Source organism: Buttiauxella noackiae, from assembly GCF_000737905.1.
GTDB lineage: Bacteria > Pseudomonadota > Gammaproteobacteria > Enterobacterales > Enterobacteriaceae > Buttiauxella > Buttiauxella noackiae.
On sequence record NZ_JPRU01000001.1, the window covers coordinates 790,097 to 808,085 of the forward strand.

A 17,989-nucleotide genomic window follows, 5' to 3' on the forward strand; every position below is an offset into this window, starting at 1 on the left:
AAAAAACTTAGAGGCTTTTTTATTGGATATTATAAGGAGTTTAAGTGTCTCAAACACGTTTCTATTTTAATTTGAGTTTATTTGGAGCCACTTCTTCAATAGCAGCGATGAGGATGCTTTCTGAACAAACTGAATGCTCTATACTCAGAGCAATTACAGATCCCCAAATACAAGAAAGTGAATTTGAAAATGAACGTGAGACTGAACAAGGTGAGGTATACTCCTATACCGAGAAAGTATATTCATGTGGTTCATGTGTGGGTTATGATCAGAATGATGTCAAAGATGAGTATGTAATATTAATTGCACAACTAATGCGCAGATCTGCATTCTTAACAATATTTGGGCTTTTTGAATATCATATGTCGAATTGTCTGAGCATTATGATTACAGAATCAAATTATATAAAAAAGCTATCAGAAGGCGTTATCGAAAACACCCACGAGGTACTTAAAAAAGGTATTGGGCGTAAAGATATATCAGATTTAAATCATTTAACTGTTATTCGCAACATTCTAGCCCATAATGATGGGAGATATTATGAATATGTTAGCGTTGCCAATAAGCCAGATATTGACAGAAAAAGAAAAGAAAGGCGAAAATTCTTAGCCGTAGAACGAGCACTTAAAGGAGGCACGGGAGTTTCAATTAACGATCTTAGTGAATTAATATTAGATGCTGGTTTTTTAACTCAAGCAGTAAATGAGATAGAAGAATACACAAGAAAACTATCAGACGCAGTAACTCACTATGCTAACAACAAAACATTAACAACACCCTAACCGCTTTCCAAATATAACATTGAATAAAAATTCAGGTTGTTTTAAATTTAAAAAAAAACAACCTTTTTTATTAATACCCATACTCTTTACGATGTAACTGTATGTGTGGTGAGTCGGGGAAACTTGACCAATCGTGACCGCATTCAATCAGGATTCCCAAATGGTTAGCCGCACGTCGAAACGCCGCTACCACGGGTTCAAAATCCTTACGGTTCCAGCTAACAGGCGAACAAGGAACCATATCAAGCGCGTGGCCTGATAAGTGGGCGCTGTTCATTGTCTTGCTCTTACCTTCTTTGATTAGCTGACGTTGGCGCTCGATAGTGCGTAGACCTTCGGTAATGACGAAATCACGTTCGGTTAATTCAAGTGCTAATTCCGCAACTCGAATTAAATCAGGATGAATACCGGAAAGATTGTTTTTACTGCGTGTACTGAATTTGAAATTATTCATGGTAATACCTATAAGTTTTATTTTCTTACAGGTATTTACTGACTAGATATACTGGAACAAAAAACCGCGCATTCTGAACCCTTTGTGAATATACTCAAGTTGACCGCAACAGATAGCGCGTGTGTTGAAATCATACGGGCTATTAATATCTACTTCCTGCCCTACCTTGAATTTAAACACTGGTTTTTTAACCTGAGTTGACGCAAAGAAAACATCGTTATCATTGACAAGATAACTTTTAAAGTGTTTTTGTTTAATGTGCTTGCGCTCGAATGCATAATTAATAGACTCGGGCGAAATACCATTAAGTTTAATTTCATGTAACTGATCGTGCGGGTAAGTCGGAAAGTTATGCATTGTCATAGTATGTCTTTTATTTTCTGGTTGAATTGTTTTACCGCGCTTTCTTCGAGTTTATCCCACGAAATTTTATGCGGCCTTTTGGATAATTTACGAATTGCAATTAATCGATCTTCTCGCTTCTTTGCTTTCGTATTTATCAATATTGTTTCGGTTGCCTGAACAACTTTAACGTATGCCCCATTTTTTAAATTACGGGAAAGCCCTTTGATATTTCCGTTTTTATCGGTGTACTTAGGGTTTACAGGTATCAGCTTATCGGTTGGCTTTTTCCGGTCGATGATTGCAGACAAATACAAATCTTGCGCGTCTTTAATGCCGATCCGGTATTCCCTTGCGTAGATACCTTTTTTCTCTTTGATGTAGTACAGCGCATTTTTCGCGGTAAAATTGATTGGCCCATCAACCTTACGCGCGATTTCTTTTTGCATGTTGATGGATACCAGTTTACCCGCTTTGAACATGGCATCTTCGACGGTATCGCTAGTCTCAATCCTCCAGCGCTCCATCTGTTTCATTGTCCTTGCAAGGTTTGCGGCGTTCCTGTCCTTCATTGACGGTTTAGCCATATCAACCCCCGATCAGAGTTAATACGGAAAGAACAGAACCAAAAACAGAATCAACCGGGATTGGTGGAAGCCCAAACGGAACGGCGCACAAATTATAGATAACCGCGAGGATCAGCAGGACTAGTAATAACTTCCTGGATTTACCGATCCACGTTTTTAGTTGCTTTGCCATATAAGCCACCTTTTAAAATTTGTAGGATTTCGGCATTTTGTATTTTTAGCTCAACTACAGTTGATTCAATATTTGCCATTCGTTGATCTAACGAGCCGTGATTCTTTTCGATATTGGTAATCTTTATTTCTTGAATATCGTTCGTGTGTTCGATATTCGCTAATCGTTGTTCATGCTCCGTAGTTTTCTTTACAACACCGGAATGAACTTTCCATAGTGTTCCAATTAATGCAGCGCCAGCGGTTGCCGCACCTATAGTGATTTCGAGAATAGGCATAAAAAGCCCCTTAATTAAATGTTGATAACACTTATATTTAAGGGGTTTATTTTAGTTATATAATGCGTAAGCGCCGCGAACGTTTGACGCTCTCACGTAGCCCCTTAAAAGAGAGCTACCACCTTCTTGATTATCTTCTTCTGGATATGGAACAAATACAGCCGCAGCGATAGAACCACCGTAAGCACCTACTTCCACCAGAGCGAAACCATTCGATGTTTCGGCTACTAACTGCCACCCTGAATCAGTATATTTGTACGTTCTGTAAACGGCAGGTCTTACGGGGCGACCTTCTGACGGTTCAATAACATTCATACGTGCATTGATAAGGCCACACATATTCATTTTACCGTTGGTAGAAGGAATAACGAACGGTGATGATTGCGGAACAATCCAGACTAATTCCCCGCCTGATACCGTTTTGTTAACATCAGCTCCAGCCACTCGAAAAGACGGTAGACCGTTAATCTGATTCGCGTCCAGGTTCCCCAGAATACGACAGTTACCATTAATCGTTACATCGTTCAGAACACCAGTGTTAGCGTAAATGTTACCTGAGAAACTACCGGATACCGCTTCGATATGCCCTCTTACAGTCACACCTGAAAACTCAGAAGAACCAGATTTATCAATCTTCCAACCACTTGATCCAGCAACATAATTATTGGACTGAATAGCGCCAGCAATTTTTGCATTGGTAATGCTCGCGTTCTGAATATGCGCTTCCGTGATGGAACCAGTTACGATATGCGCCGAACCAATAGCAGCATTAGCAATCATCGCTGATCCGATACTTGCGTTAGCGATAACCGCAGTATTCAGGAAAACTTTATTGTTCTGAATCGCAAAAGGGATCGTAGGATTCGAAACATTACCCGCCGTTTTTGCTGTGATGAATTTCAGTTCATCAGCGACAAAATAAATCGCGCTGGATTTCGTCACATCATCAGCGTAAAGCCCCATCCCTGCGATCACACCATTAGCATTCACTTTGATTTCGTGATGTGCGTTGATAGCATTTTTCAGGTTATCCACTTGAGTTTGTGAATTAATTGTTACCTGAGCAATGTTATCCCGCATTTCAGATTTTACGGTTTGGATTGCTTGCGCGTTTGCCGTGTCCTGATTTGCGTTAGTGGTATCGAGTCTGGTGATCGCTGCCTGGATATCCTTTTCAATAGTCGTTTTAACCTGGTTCAGTTGTTCGGTGATTAGCTTATCGCCGTCCTGAACAATCTGTTTCAAGTTAGTAACTGTACCCGCAATTTTTGTATCCGTTTCGTTCGTTACGTTCGTATGCAGGTTTGAGATCTCAATCTGCAATGCATCTTTTGAACGCTCGAAAGCCGCTTCAATCGTGCTATCTAAGGCTTGCTCCAGATCGAGAAAATCTTTTAACGCCTGTTCATCCTGGTTCGTCCAGTTCACTTGTGACTGAATATCAACATAAACCGCAGCGGTATACGTTAGGCTATCTGTTCCGAACACGTCGAAAGCAGCCGCTTTTACGTAATACTTACCGTTTGGAATCGCAATATTCATCACTGAACCAAGTGACGTATCTTGATGAGTAATCACGTTCTGTGTGAATTGCGCATCAGTAGCAATCTGAACAACAACACCCGCCAGATCTTCATCTGTTGGCTTAACCCATGTACAAAAGATGGTATCGAATCCAGCGTTTGCGGTGAAACCTGTTATCGCCCCACACTGCGCGTTGAATACCTGAATTAACGTTTCCGTTGACTTCCTGCCACCGTAACCAATCGCGGTAACACCTACAGTGAGATCACGCGCTGCCCCATTCTGCAAATTCTGAGAAAGCGTATATATCCAATGAAGGTTTGTTGTCTCGTAGAAGTAATCGCGGTTCTTCGTGTTTATCCTGATTTCATAGTGTTGAAGCAAGTCTACAAACTTTGATACCTGTCCGTTGATGGTTACATCTAACGTGCTTTGATCATCCCACTCGATGTGAAAATCTTCGTGTTTAGTCTCGAACTTACCGTTCACGATTCCAGAGGTGTTACGTAAACGGACAACAGGCGCTGGCAAAGCGTACACAATTGCGGTTGTTTGGTTCAGCAGTTCCACCCATGCAGAGCGATACACCAAGCCCGTTGAACAAACACGGAAATCGTAATTAACACCATTTTTCAAGCCGTGGATCTGGTACATCAACTGAGAAGTTGCCCCGATATCGATCCAATCTGTCGCCCCAGCTTCTTTGTACTGAACGAAGAACCGATAACGGTTGAAATCTTCCGCACAATCCCACGTCAATAGCACGTTACGGCCATAAACGGTTTCACCCGTACCTTGAGCCTGTAAATTCGTCGGAGTCGCCAGATCGCCACTGATAAGGCTAGGCGTGTAATCTGGTTTCGCAGCAAAATCCATATCGGTATAAACGGCACTGTTGTACTCGACGCATTGCACCGACATAGTGCCAGCCATACCACCATCGAGACTAGGAACGATGGATATCACGCGCCATAACGTGTCTTTCAGTTTCAACTCGTTAAAGCTGATCTTAATAACATCCCACACTGACAGTGTGTAAGCGTCCATCGTCACAAAGGACATTTGCTTGTACAGCTTGCATTTGTTGCGCTCAACAGAACCCAACTTATCAAGCTGGCTTGTGCTCTTAACGAAACGGTACGTAAGGTCTTTGGCAATAACCCGCTTGTCTTTAACGATTACCGGATCATTCGTGATATCCGATGGATAACGTAAAACATTGCTTGCGTAGTCCATATCTGGATCGTTATAGGAAATATTAAGCGTGTTGTAATACTCTGCCGATTCACCTGATTTCAGGGTGATATTGCCAGCGGAAATATTAGTTTCATCAAACGTGTACTTCACAACATCGGGGGCATCAAGTGCCATCGTGACCACACCAAATTGATCAAACACAACACCACCGAAGGACGCGCACAAGTCGGTAAGGTTCTTTTTGAAAGTGCCGTTCGGATCTACTGAACCATCACTAAAATAGCTAATTGTGCGGGTTGCAGCCGCTTTAAACGAGTCAACGTCTATACGTTCAACAGGAACACCCATTCCGTATTTGGTATTGGTCAGATAGTCCAAAACCTGTGACGGGCCATTGCTTGAAGCTGTTACCTGTCCAGTGGTCAGATCGGTAATCAAGCGCCCTTTCAGGTCACACGCAAATTGTGAACTAGGCTGTAAAATATCGATGCCGTCAGTAAGTGCCTTGTTAGTCTTGCGCATGACAACGCAGACCGATGCAACACCGTTACCCGTTGCGGTAGTATCCCAACCCTTACCCAAGTATTGATGAGCTAACCCGAGGTGATGCCCTGGATTTTTGCCCGTTGAAACTTCAATCTGGATGATATCGCCGTAGTTGCCACGAATACGCGATTTAGGGATCACGCCGTCCCGATGTTCATTCCCATCAATCAACAGTTTTTTATTATCAAAATAGATTTGGGTGAAACATTCAATTGGGCCTTCTGACACTGCAAATACCTGAACAAGATATGTTGTATCTTGCGCATATATATCTTTTTTGGCAATGATGCCACCAACGCGAGTATTACCATACACAACAGGCAATACAGTTTTTGGATCTGTTACGGTTCCAAGCGCGGAACCTGAATCGGGCGAATTAAAACGGGGAACCCCTGTTTCCATTGATAGAGCCATTAAACACATTGCCGCAGCCACGGCAACGCCAGCAACAACAGCAATGGTAAGAGCTACACCCGCAGCGTATAACGCCGCAGCCATAGAAGCAGCCGCAATAATCGCCATAGGGACGACAATCGGCATTTAATTATTCCTTAATTTTATATAATTTATTAAAGGGAACAGAGCAAACAGGTACTGTTTTATATTTGTTATCATCACCTACGGTTAATGCATAACCGGAAATAACAACCGAGCAATGAAACACTTTTCGTTTTCCATCCTCGCGTACCATTACAACAAAACAACCATCCTCAACGATATCAGTTACAGTATAATGTTCAGCAAATAATTGCTCACCGGAACTATATTTGATGATTTTTTTGGATTGGGTAAAGCCTGTTTTAACATCATTGTATTTTTGATGCATCTTATTGTAATAATCTGTACCCTTGATAATATCGGTGATTTTCAAACAAACCATATTACAATCGTTTTCACCGTAAATCATTTCTTGACCAACAAGCGAATTAATGTAGTCGGTCATTTCAGCGCGTTTATTCATTTTGTGTTTCTCCAGTTATATCCTTATTTACGGGAAGTCCAAATAGCCTCACTGTTCCACTTGCCAACATGATCAAAGAAAGTATCTGTTTCATTTCCTGGGTAGGATTTATGAACCCCTGGGGTACAGTGGGCGCGGGCTGACTTATCCAATACCGCCCAAAATGAATTTATTTTAAATTCACTTTCGTTTGTGCATTCTTCTTGTGATGAATTATCAATAGTGATGATCGATGCATCAAATTCACCGTTAAACACACCGAAATCGTTAACTACTGTGCCTTTAAGCGGGTTGATGAATACCAGCCTGATATCCAGGTTTGCACGTTCAAACTTGCCCTGTTGAATCAAGGTGATGTAATCAGATCGGACGTTTGAAACCTTGATACTCATACCCGTATTGTTGATCTCTTTTGACCGTTGTGGATTCTGGATATCGATAAAATCACCCGTAGCGAGATATACCTGATTGTTGAATGTGATATCTCGACCACAATCGGTGAGCCTGAGTTCACCCGTATTATCTGCAAACGTAATTTTTACGCAGTGATACATAGAGCCAGTAGAAAATAATTGCTCTTGTGTTAATTTCGCTACAGTTCGCCCTGTTTGTAATTCATACATCTTTTTGAAATCGTCATTCGTCAATAATTGTTCAAATGCCTGAATCGGTGTCATTATTGCAAATCCTCCGTAAACTCAAGTTCTACACCTGTGATTTGCTGTAAAGTCTGTTCAACCCTAGGGGTATTAAGACTGAGCATAACAACAGGGTTTGAATATCTGAGAATCTCGCCAAGCTGAACAGGTTCACGTAATGCAGGAAAGAAGATCATCTGTTTGTTATTCGGGTTATATTCACGCACTTCATATACTTTGGTATGATTCGCAAAAGTAAATTTCGTACCAGGTTCTAGAAAATCATTAATTGAAATTTGTGCAGCACCAGCGATAGCAGCCGTACCACTTGTTATTGTTGCGGTTTGTTTACCGCGATATTTTGTATTCGCTGATTTAGCAAGAGGAAAAGCGCAAGGTTTGCCGTATTTGTAAACAGCTAACCATTCATCAAGTAAGTATTGATTTTCTGCCTGGTATTGTACGGTAATACTTGCTTCATAGTATTGCAGCCCGTTAAAACGCTTGATGGTTTTACCAGATTGAGTTTTATTTGTATAAAATGGGGCTACTGTGTTGAGAGTAACCCCAATTTTAAGTTCAGGAGTATTGAAAAGATCAACAGCCATTGTAAAAGCCTCTTATTGAAATATATCAATATTTAGCTGTTACATTTTACGGCGTCGTGCATCTTCTAATTTACGTTCGATATTTTGAGCGTGGCGGTTAATCGCATCCATTACCATTTTATCAGCAGAATTAACGCTACCGTTGATATTCAGTGGTGCATTTACCGTGATTGGCTGTTCTGTTGCATCACCTTTCAGGTAAGTTTTTAAATCATCGTTCAGACGTTTATCTACTACCCTTTCCCCTTTTTCCAACAGATATGTACCCGTTGAAGGAACGTTGTCGATACCATCATGAAACTGGCCTTTCGTGCTTTTGATACTGGCAATATTTGCCGCCACTTGACCATAAGCAGAAGCCGCCATAGCAATAGACCAAGGGTAAGGGTTGTTTGCCAGAGCGTTACTAGCCGCTTTCTGTGCGTCGATCATACCTTGAGCCAGTGCCAACCCTTTAGAAACAGCAAACGCCGCCTGAGCCGCTTTGGAGTTCTTACCGCCAAAAGCACTCAGTAAGTTACCCATACCATCCATAGTTGTTTGAAATGAGCTTAACCGTACCTTATCCGCTTGTTCATCAAGCATCTGTTTCCGGTCACGGTTTTCATCTTCAAGCATGGATAATTTATCCTGGTACTCTTGCTGTGTGATGAGTTTCGCATCGAGCTGTGATTGAAGGTTTAACAACTCCTGTTGGTACACAACTTGTGTTGCTTCCATCGCTTTGTATAGCTGTTCTGGATCGGTGATACCGTTCAGGCTATCCCCAAAGTTTTCCTTGTACGCAGCGTAAAGATCAACTTTGCGGCGTTCAAACTCATCAGCATTGATCACACCCTGATTGTAGAGGTCTTTCACTTTGTCCAGATTGGTTTGCATCTGGTTACGTTGTGACGCCATGCTTGCCGCTTCACTGCTTAAAGCCGAAAGATTAAGCGCATCCAAAGAAGTAATGTTGTTCAGCCTGGTTTGTTCAGCTTCTTTTGCTAATCGTTCCTGTTCTTTACGTGTCGCTTCTGCAATTCGTGCCAGTTCTTTAGCGTTACGTTCGGCATTACGTGCAGCTTCTTTATCAGCTTTTTCTTTTGCTGCCAGAGCTTCAGCAGCTAACCGATCATTGATTTTCTTATCAGCAGCTTGCTTAACCTCAAACGCCTTTTGTTGGTCAATAGAGGTTTTAATGTCTGTTTGGGTTAACTTTGCCTGTTCTTCAATGAACTTTTTACGCTCCTTGATTCGGCGCTCGTTTTCTTCCGCTTCCAGTTGTGCAGGTGATTTTCTTGCGGTGTTTTTCTTTTGCGAACTGTCTACTGAATCCCCGCCGGACATAACTGAATCAATGGATTTACCCATGTTTTCAAAAACTGTACCGAGGGTTGTTTTGTGCCAATCCTTTTCAAACCAGTCATACAATTCAATGGTTTTATTAACCAGTGGTGTTAATCCGTTAGCCAATGCACCTTGCATTTTTACGGTAAAATCACCCATACGGCTTGAAAACTGGCGATATGATTCGATTGCATCACTGTTAACGTCAACGTTCTGACTGTTGATCATGTTCCAGGCTTCACCTTCATCATTCAGCTTTTGTAGTTCGGAGATCATGTTAGAAGAACCACCCGCGAGTTTTTCCATTGAAGCTGTGATTTCAGGGATACTAGCCCCTGCATCACGCATCTGGTAAAACAGGCCGATAGACGCTTTCACGCCCCCGTTTGAATCGCCTATGTACTGAGTGAAGTTTTTCAGGTCTAAGCCGTACTTTTTAAGATCCTCACCAACACCACCACCAGTTGCGACGGCCTCACCAAGATTCTTAACCGCATCTTTATTCATCGCGGCAAAGTCTGCCATTTGGATACCAGCATTACCGAAACCATGCGCAAGCTGTTGAATAGTGTCAGACGCTAAACCGGATTTTAAAGCAAGCTGATCAATCTCATTTGCCTGACCTGCCGCAGACGTAAACAAGGCCAACGCAGCCGTTGCTACACCGATAGCACCACCCAACGCCATGAAAGCCGGTGATATCCCGCCAGCCCCTTTTAAACCGTTTCCAAGCGTTCCCATGATGCCGTTTAAAGACATTGCTTGCTTTGAAACACCATCAAGTAACTTTTCTGCCTGTTTAGTCGCGGTCGATAGCCCCGCTGTGCTGCCTGTGATCGCTACTTCATGATTATTCTTTTTAGCCATTAGTAGCCCCTTTATTCATTAATTTTTGAAGCCGTTCTTGCTCTTGCTTTGGTAATCCAGCTATAGCACCAGCAATAACTGTTTTTTCCCGCTTCTTATTCTTTTCTGCTTTTTCTTCTTCTGATAAGAAAATGGTTTCATCATTCAGAAGTTTGAAATCTTTTAATTTCATCTTCTGCAATCCAATTTTAGAAACGTTACCCGATGATCGGTATATTGCATCTTGTAATAATGCAAAATGCGTATCCATTGTTTGCGGGCTTTGTGGTTCTAAAAATTCCTCCATTATGTACAGTTCGAAAAACGTCGGCATTGGCAAATCATACATATCTGATTCACTCATACCCTTACGTAATAGCATTCGATGTTTAAATTTTAAGAAGGGGTTGTTTCGGACTTTTTTTCAAGTTCAGGCAACTCCATTACAATAGATACCTGAGAAACCAAACCGATTAATTCAGAACGCGACACGGTATAAAGTTGTTTAACTTGCTCGATATCAGAAAAAATGGGTTTACCCTGTTCATCCTGGATACAGCGTAAAATAGTGAGTTCATCACGATCTGATTTTTCAGGATTCATGATGTGGTCAATATATTCTTTTACTGTCATTGGTCGAGCATAAAAAACGTGCTTACCAATAGTTACTGATTTGCGCGGGGAAATCAGATCTTTAAACATCTCATCGAAATTCATTTTTATTCGCCTGTAGGAAAGTTAACGCCCCCAACAAGGGGGCAAGTTATTACGGATTTGAACCATCACTAATAGTATTATCCAGAATGGTATTCAGAATAGTTTTATTCACTGAAATAACAAAAGTCAGTTGGGTAGCGGTATCATCCCCGCCAGTTTGTGAAATACTCGCGATAAAGCCATTATAGATTTTTACAACACCAATAGTTTTAGCCTGATCCATCCAGTAGATGATTTTAAACTGAGCACGTTCACCAGATTCAAACAAGGCTTTCAACGCTTCATGTTGTGGATCACCAATAATATAGTTTAACTGCAAGGTAACATCAGGAACTGATTTTTTACCAACTAGCTTTGCTGTTTCTGGATTTGAGTAGTTCACCACTTCAATTACATTACGTGAACCGCCAGTTTCTGGATATACACTAACTTGATCAACCAAAGCAAAATCGACACCTTGAATAGAAGTGTTATCCGTTTTCTTACTGAAATATACATCGACGTTAGAGCCGATAAAAACTTCATTAGCCATTTTATAAACCTTATATATGAGAATTACAGGCTATGGAATCACAGCCTATATTGTTTATTTAGAGAGTGGTTAAAGTCGTGAACCTTGAATAGTACCGAGAGCCGCCCATGTAGGGGCTGAACCATTCAAAGCAGCGCCAGCACCAGCACCTGCCGATGTTTTATGCGATCCCCCACTAGCGGAACCAGCAGCACCAGCAGCACCAAACCCGCCTCCGTTACCACCACGCGCGCCCCCTTGAGATCCACCCGCACCAGCACCCGTTGCAGTTCCAGCAGCACCAGAAACACCACCGTTGTTTGTCGCACCACGAACGCCAGCAGCGCCCAGAGGACAACCACCACCACCAGCCGCACCATCGTCCGATTCGTCATATACGCAAGCACCACCACCACCACCACCGCCACCACCTGAAATGATTCCGTTGTTGGTGATCCGTAATTTCGTACCGATTGAGTTTGTAATTGCAGCACCGCCAGCAGTAGCAGCAACAAACGCTTTCCATATGCCGCTTGTCATTGTCAAACTTGCCCCGTTACCACCGCGCCCACTGACCCGAACACCTGAGTTAATTATCAGATGTACCGATTTAAATTCGTTGAATGGTGCCGCGCTAAAATTAAGGCAAGGCGCACCAGTTGTATTTGAAATAATGGTTCCGGTAATAGTAATCGTTAGATTTGTAATCGAGCGATTTGTTAAACCATTTGCATAACTAATTAATGTTGCATTTGTATACGCAGTGTTTGCACCAATTGAATATGCAACGTTTTGCTCAACTGATTTTCCAGCTTGCCCCGACATATAGCCGGGGTTAGTTAATCTAAGGGATGTTCTTGCAGCACTCATCCACCGTTGACCCGTTTCAGTAACAGAAGATGATCCGATCCAACCAGGACTAGTTGTAACAGCCATTATTTAGCCTCCAACTCTTTAACTCGCTCAGTCAATTCTTTTACTGCCTGAACCAGCAAAGCATTTACAGCAGAATTAGAGATTGTTAACAACCCGTTTGAATCTTTAACAACTGCCTCTGGCAATACTTCTTTTAAATCTTGCGCGATAATACCGACCTCTTTACTGTCATAAATTTCAGATTGTAAATTAGCTTTTTTATCGTAATGATATGCTGTGAGCTTTTGAACTTTATCCGTTGCATTTTTAACTTCAACAAAATTTGTTTTTAATCGTTTATCAGAACGAATATAAACATCAGCAAAATTACCATTGCCATTACCATATACAAGGCCAGCAAATGTATGTTGCCCTGTATTCGTATATGATAAACAGTTTAATGATGCAGCCGATACAGCACCACTAAACGCTCCTGTAGTCGCACCAGTTAACGCACCACCGACCGCAACACCACCACCGGAAGAAATAGCCCCAGAACTATTAAAAGCACCGTTGGTATTCATAGACCAAGTACCACCGTTTGCGCCGTTATTGAACTGCCATGCACCGTTAGAATCTTTGTAGATATAACCGTCATATTGTGTTCCATTGTGCATAGCAATATGACGACGCTGATTTGATTGCATCATAATGGTATTGCCACTTGATGTTATATTACCAGCAGTGACAGCACCACTAAACGCGCCCGTTGTGGCACCAGTTAACGCACCGTTCACAAGAATACCAGCAGAAGAAGAAAATACACCGCTACTATTAAATCCAAAGTTGCGTTGTGTTCCCGCTGAGTTAATAAAATGAACAATAAAGTTATTTGAGTTAATTAAAGTACCCATTGACCATGTGGAGTTTCCCGGAGTATATCGCTGTTTAACTATAGGCCAGTATTCCGAAGTTCCAGTAGATGTAATATTTTGGAATAACCCCGCACCTACTGTATGTTGAGATGCATAAGAGCCTCCACCAACATTATTAACACCCGCCGTAATTTGCCCGGTTGTGCTTAAAGTAGATACCGAAGCATGACCTGAGATACTCGCACTGTTAGATTGCAAACTGGTGGATTGCAGAGCACCATTTACAGAAAACTCAACATTTCCCGCAGTTAATCGTTGAGCATAAAACAACCATCCGCTGTTATCAGTTAATTCCAAAACTTGCGCACGGGTTCCACTCCCCCAATTATATATTCTGAATCTACTTGCAGAACCACCAGCGGGGGAAAAGACCATAGCCGAAACATTATTAGCGCCACCAATTGTTAAACTACCAGAAGTAGAAATATCCCCGGTTGTAATTGTTCCACCGTTAACATAAAAACTACCGTTAACTTCAAGACCATTACCAACATTTACCAAACCAGTTGAATTATTCCAACGCAACGGACGAATACCACTCCACCCACCATTAGGATCATTTAAAGCGGTACTCATAAAATACGTGCTAACACCATCGTTACGCATAAATGAGCCATAACCACCCTGTGTTATGCGGAAACCGTTACCATTACCCGAAATAAATTCACCTGTACTAGATGTGATATTACCCGTTGTGGTCAATGTACCGTTTAAACTCGCAGCCCCAGAGCTAGGCAACACCCCCAATTCACCCGCAGTGGGTTTATCAGCAGCGGTATATATTTTCATCGAGCCTATAAACTGACCATTAGCATCATAGCGATATGTATTCAGAGCATAACTATTAGAGCCATATGTAAACGAAATACCGCGAGCATGTGCAGCACCATAAAGAGGATGTGCAACATGAATATTCATTCCACCCAACTGGTTTTGATCCTGATTCATTCGATAGAAACCGGAATAAGCCATTGAAGTATTATTTGTTGTTTGTGTACCGTCTACCGCTTTAGTCAACAGGTAGCTATCCATTTCGATGTTACCCGCTTGCTTGCCAAAGTAACGACCATCAGCGGTTGTTTTGTCGTAGTACCTTGCATCTGATTCAGTCTTTGAATAGTTACGGGCAGCATCTGCCGCGATGGTCTGATATGTCGCCGCAATCTGCGTTTTACTCAAGTACCCATCAAGCAAAATGGTATCCAGAGCAGATTTCGAATAAACGTTATTCGTGAGCGTGGTTAACTCTGTTTTGGTAGCCAGCAATGCCAGCTTAGTATCTGTTTCAGTCTTTGAGTAATTACGGGTAGCATCTGCCGCGATAGTCTGAAATTTGGCATCAGCAGCAGTTGCAGTGTAATAATCTGCCATTCCTGCAATCGTCTGAAAAAGACCGTTTGCGCCTGTTTTGGTGTAATAGTCGTTTAGTACCGTTGCGATCTGAGTTCGGTTATAAAAATTCGCCGTGGTGTTAGCAATCGTCTGATATTTTGCGTCTGTTTCACCCTTGTTGTAATAGTTTCCCGCTACATCATTAGGAGTTGAGAAAACAGTATCGAGCATTGCAGTACGTATTTTACCCGTTGTGCTGTTGATAAGAACATCACCCGCGCTGTTAACAAGATCAGAACTAAGTTTAACGGCCTGTGTGTTATGCCCTTGTGTTTTCCCGCCTAAGATAAGAAAACCCGGTGTAGTACCATCTCGCGAGCCTGACAGCGTTACATTACCCTGACCATCATCAGACAAAATTTTGTTCGAGGCTTTCCCCTGGATTTCACCAGCACCAAGCGGATTAAGTGAGAGTTTCCCGCTTTTGATATCGACGCGATCAGCCGTTATTTCAAGGTTTTGATCTGTTGCCTTGATAGTGTGTGTTTTCGTTGGGCTAACTTTAAAGTTCACGCCAGGGGTTGCAACGGTGCCAGAGCCAATATTGATAACCGCATCAGTTCCGGTAACGTCAACCGCTTTAGCTACTACAGCACCATTATTCAGCGTGGATACACCACCAACGGTTAAAGCAGTTGAAATTTCTAATTTATCAGCTTGTTCAGGGTTAGCGATTTGAATTACCGCGCCCGAGTCATTCTTTGTGTATAGTTTCTTATCCGCTAGGTTAACAATTAATTCACCTTCGAGGATTTGCGCGGGGGTTGGTTTCACCCCCGCTGTTTTAGTTCTTCGTACCTGTAATTTTGCCATTTGCTTTATCCGTATACGTTAAAAGGCTATACGGTTATTTATGAAGCTGTCACAGGTAGCCCAAATCGATTACATCATGAATATCTATCGCGCCAATATCTGCCGCACTAGGTTTATTACCTGTGTGATATACCTCGCCAGATTTCCCAGAATCGATTGTTACCACGCCGTCAGTTTTTCCCGAGGCATTTCGATATGTAAATGAAACGCGCCCGTTGTTATCTTGCTCGATAACAGCAACATTGGTGTTAGCAAGCGTACTTGTACCCGTTCGCCTTAACGTAATACCAGGTAGACTATCAGCGGTAATATTCAGATGAGGTAACGACAATTCCCCCGTTAGGATTCCCCCCGACAATCTAAGGTATGTACTGTTCAAATATTCCTGATAGTTACGAGTATTCAGAATAAAAGCGGTACTCATCCCCTCATCATTTGACACGGTTAATCCATTCCAGCCGCTAAAACTGGTCGTTCTGATCTGAACATCATGTATAGAGTCAGAGTAAACAACCGTTTCACTGTCGATACGTGCGGCATGAGCAGAACCCAAATTGAACGTTGCACCCGTAACCCGCAGATCATTACCGATAAAGGCATCATGCAGAATGTAGGCGTTACCGTTGGTGCATAATTTCAGCGTTGGCGTTAGCCCGTTGTTACCGATGAACCCAAGTTCATCCCGCTTAACGTGGGTTTCTTTGGTGTTACCTGCGATTACCTGCCAATTGTTCGTATTAATCGCATCATCAGATCCGTGAAGCAATAAAGATGCAGACTGATCACGCGCACCAGGAACACCAATTTCGATTTTCTCATCAGCTTGTACACGCTTCGTTAAAACGTCCTGAACTTGTACCGTAGGCGCTGTGAGCTTTCCGGTCATAGGTAGAGAACCATCGAGAGCAACAACGCCTAACGCTTTTGCCGTTGGTTTCTCTGCCGATGTATATACCGTTACCCAATCACCCAACGTACCATCACCACGAACAGTACGAACACGGATGTAAAGCAACCCGCTAGAGTTAACGACCAGTTGATATCCTGAGTTTTCGGAGCCTTGAAGGGCAATACCCGCAGTATCAGCACCGCCAAAGGGGTTTGAACTGTCAGACGCTGGAAACTGCAAGAATCGGTTTCCTGTTAACCGGGTTGTGTCGTGTACCCCTGGAAAATCAACCGTACCAGCACCAATACCAAAATCACCAGTAAGCACCGGGCTACCAACACGCATCACACCAGCAAGCCCACGATCAGTTACTGCGATTCGATAGGTCATTAAGGTAGGCGCATCGTCACCACCTGTTTGCATTTCCTCAACGGGAATACCTTCAAAAACCTGATAGTACGCGACTGAACTTGTATTACCCTGAACATGGTCAAGGTGATACATGTTACGGAAACGTAAGGTTTGTTTGTGCTCGATAGCATCAGCTAAAATTTGCTGTTGAGCATCGCCAATCACCTTATAAACAAGCAATTCGATATCATCTACCGAGATTTCACCGATCAGTTTGTCAGTCTCATCAGAATCATAAGTTTCTACCTCAGTGACCGAGCGAGAAACGCCCAAAGTTGGAGGTGCAACAACGTTGTTTAAGGTGTGGAACGTTGGATCATTTACTCTTAATTCACCCGTAAGGTTTGTGGAAATGGCAAATGATCCCGTATCAGCAACAAAAATATCTGTGTATAAGCCATTTTCTAACGGGGTTTCGATTGGTAGCATTACGCACCCCTTGTGAATAGATAATTAAATTCAAGTGTGATTGTCCCGATGATATGCCCATCAGAAGAATCGGTGTTGTATGTTGTATCGGTGTTAAGTGGGTTGATTTTGTTGATTCTTACAATATCCGCAAACATATCAGGTGTTAGATCTATCAAGTCGTACATCAGATTATTAACGCCTGATTCATTCGTTTCTGTGAAAATAGCCAGTTCAACAGTTAGTGTGGTATTTAAAGTCTTATTGTTCAGTGGTAGCGGTTCATAATCTTCGTTGAAATTTGTTATCCACACCTGAATATTATCTTGAACACCTGCCGTGAACTGATCCACTACCTTAAAACCCCAACCATCAATAATATCCTCAAGTTTTCGTTTTACTTTTAATCCCGGCATCATTCTAGACGTATTTACCACGGCGATCCCCTTTCCCACTTGCGGACAAATAACAATCAACCATCCCGCTATTATCATCAGCGATATATGCAATTTTATAATTCGAACCGTTAACGATAACTTCATCATCCTGATTTAAATCACCCTGCGAACAGGTTAACTTCATCATTAATGATATCTGGCCTTGTACCTCTGTTACCGATTGGTCATAAATTGCGGTAAACGTTGAACCGTCTACACGTTGATATTTTTCACCGAGTTTTAAAAACTTTTCTCTTTGACTACGTGAAAATTTAAGCATGTTTAATACTCCTTATCTGAGTATTTACCGCGCATATTTTCAGGCACAAAAAAGCCCCGACTAAAAAGCCGGGGCAAT

General features: G+C 42.2%; 17 protein-coding genes. 1 reads left to right on the plus strand and 16 read right to left on the minus strand.

Translation table 11 applies throughout. The features are described from left to right. The first annotated feature begins 44 nt into the window (after positions 1-44). On the plus strand, positions 45-782 hold the full coding sequence (locus IX31_RS03495) for a hypothetical protein (RefSeq protein ID WP_051880514.1): 738 nt from the start codon (positions 45-47) through the stop codon (positions 780-782). A gap of 70 nt (positions 783-852) precedes the next feature. Here IX31_RS03495 and IX31_RS03500 read toward each other — a convergent pair whose 3' ends face one another. From IX31_RS03500 to IX31_RS03580, 16 genes are all read right to left on the minus strand, one after another. Then, on the minus strand, positions 853-1,236 hold the full coding sequence (locus IX31_RS03500; protein ID WP_034455766.1) for a M15 family metallopeptidase: 384 nt from the start codon (positions 1,234-1,236) through the stop codon (positions 853-855). Between the two features lie 359 nt (positions 1,237-1,595). Then, on the minus strand, positions 1,596-2,165 hold the full coding sequence (locus tag IX31_RS03510) for a hypothetical protein (protein ID WP_034455768.1): 570 nt from the start codon (positions 2,163-2,165) through the stop codon (positions 1,596-1,598). Positions 2,166-2,305: 140 nt separating this feature from the next. Beyond that, a complete protein-coding gene (locus IX31_RS03515) occupies positions 2,306-2,614 on the minus strand; it encodes a hypothetical protein (protein ID WP_034455769.1) in 309 nt (102 codons plus the stop codon). A 51-nt stretch (positions 2,615-2,665) separates the two neighbouring features. After that, the gene (locus IX31_RS03520) at positions 2,666-6,421 is read right to left on the minus strand and encodes a phage tail tip fiber protein (RefSeq protein ID WP_051880517.1); all 3,756 of its coding nucleotides are present in this window, start codon (positions 6,419-6,421) and stop codon (positions 2,666-2,668) included. Positions 6,422-6,425: 4 nt separating this feature from the next. After that, positions 6,426-6,842, minus strand: a complete 417-nt coding sequence (locus tag IX31_RS03525; protein WP_034455770.1) for a DUF6950 family protein — start codon at positions 6,840-6,842, stop codon at positions 6,426-6,428. Between the two features lie 23 nt (positions 6,843-6,865). Beyond that, positions 6,866-7,519, minus strand: a complete 654-nt coding sequence (locus tag IX31_RS03530) for a baseplate hub domain-containing protein (protein ID WP_034455771.1) — start codon at positions 7,517-7,519, stop codon at positions 6,866-6,868. Continuing rightward, a complete protein-coding gene (locus tag IX31_RS03535) occupies positions 7,519-8,088 on the minus strand; it encodes a hypothetical protein (protein ID WP_034455772.1) in 570 nt (189 codons plus the stop codon). Before IX31_RS03535 ends, IX31_RS03530 begins: the two co-directional genes overlap by 1 nt. A 39-nt stretch (positions 8,089-8,127) precedes the next feature. Next, positions 8,128-10,284 carry an SHOCT domain-containing protein gene (locus tag IX31_RS03540; RefSeq protein WP_034455774.1) on the minus strand — a complete coding sequence of 719 codons (2,157 nt, stop codon included), beginning with the start codon at positions 10,282-10,284 and terminating at the stop codon, positions 8,128-8,130. Continuing rightward, the gene (locus tag IX31_RS03545; RefSeq protein WP_034455775.1) at positions 10,277-10,627 is read right to left on the minus strand and encodes a hypothetical protein; all 351 of its coding nucleotides are present in this window, start codon (positions 10,625-10,627) and stop codon (positions 10,277-10,279) included. Before IX31_RS03545 ends, IX31_RS03540 begins: the two co-directional genes overlap by 8 nt. 32 nt (positions 10,628-10,659) lie before the next feature. Beyond that, complete coding sequence (locus tag IX31_RS03550) at positions 10,660-10,980, minus strand: hypothetical protein (protein ID WP_034455776.1); 321 nt, start codon at positions 10,978-10,980, stop codon at positions 10,660-10,662. Between the two features lie 49 nt (positions 10,981-11,029). Beyond that, on the minus strand, positions 11,030-11,512 hold the full coding sequence (locus tag IX31_RS03555; protein WP_034455777.1) for a phage tail tube protein: 483 nt from the start codon (positions 11,510-11,512) through the stop codon (positions 11,030-11,032). A 69-nt stretch (positions 11,513-11,581) separates the two neighbouring features. Beyond that, positions 11,582-12,427, minus strand: coding sequence for a hypothetical protein (locus tag IX31_RS22170; RefSeq protein ID WP_034455778.1), 846 nt, complete (start codon positions 12,425-12,427; stop codon positions 11,582-11,584). Continuing rightward, positions 12,427-15,486, minus strand: coding sequence for a tail fiber domain-containing protein (locus IX31_RS03565; RefSeq protein WP_034455779.1), 3,060 nt, complete (start codon positions 15,484-15,486; stop codon positions 12,427-12,429). The genes IX31_RS22170 and IX31_RS03565 overlap by 1 nt, the downstream gene beginning before the upstream one ends. A gap of 49 nt (positions 15,487-15,535) precedes the next feature. Next, complete coding sequence (locus tag IX31_RS03570; protein ID WP_034455780.1) at positions 15,536-17,215, minus strand: hypothetical protein; 1,680 nt, start codon at positions 17,213-17,215, stop codon at positions 15,536-15,538. Then, positions 17,215-17,631, minus strand: coding sequence for a hypothetical protein (locus tag IX31_RS03575; protein ID WP_157837359.1), 417 nt, complete (start codon positions 17,629-17,631; stop codon positions 17,215-17,217). The genes IX31_RS03570 and IX31_RS03575 overlap by 1 nt, the downstream gene beginning before the upstream one ends. Further along, positions 17,615-17,911 carry a hypothetical protein gene (locus IX31_RS03580; protein ID WP_034455782.1) on the minus strand — a complete coding sequence of 99 codons (297 nt, stop codon included), beginning with the start codon at positions 17,909-17,911 and terminating at the stop codon, positions 17,615-17,617. The genes IX31_RS03575 and IX31_RS03580 overlap by 17 nt, the downstream gene beginning before the upstream one ends. Between the last annotated feature and the right edge of the window lie 78 nt (positions 17,912-17,989).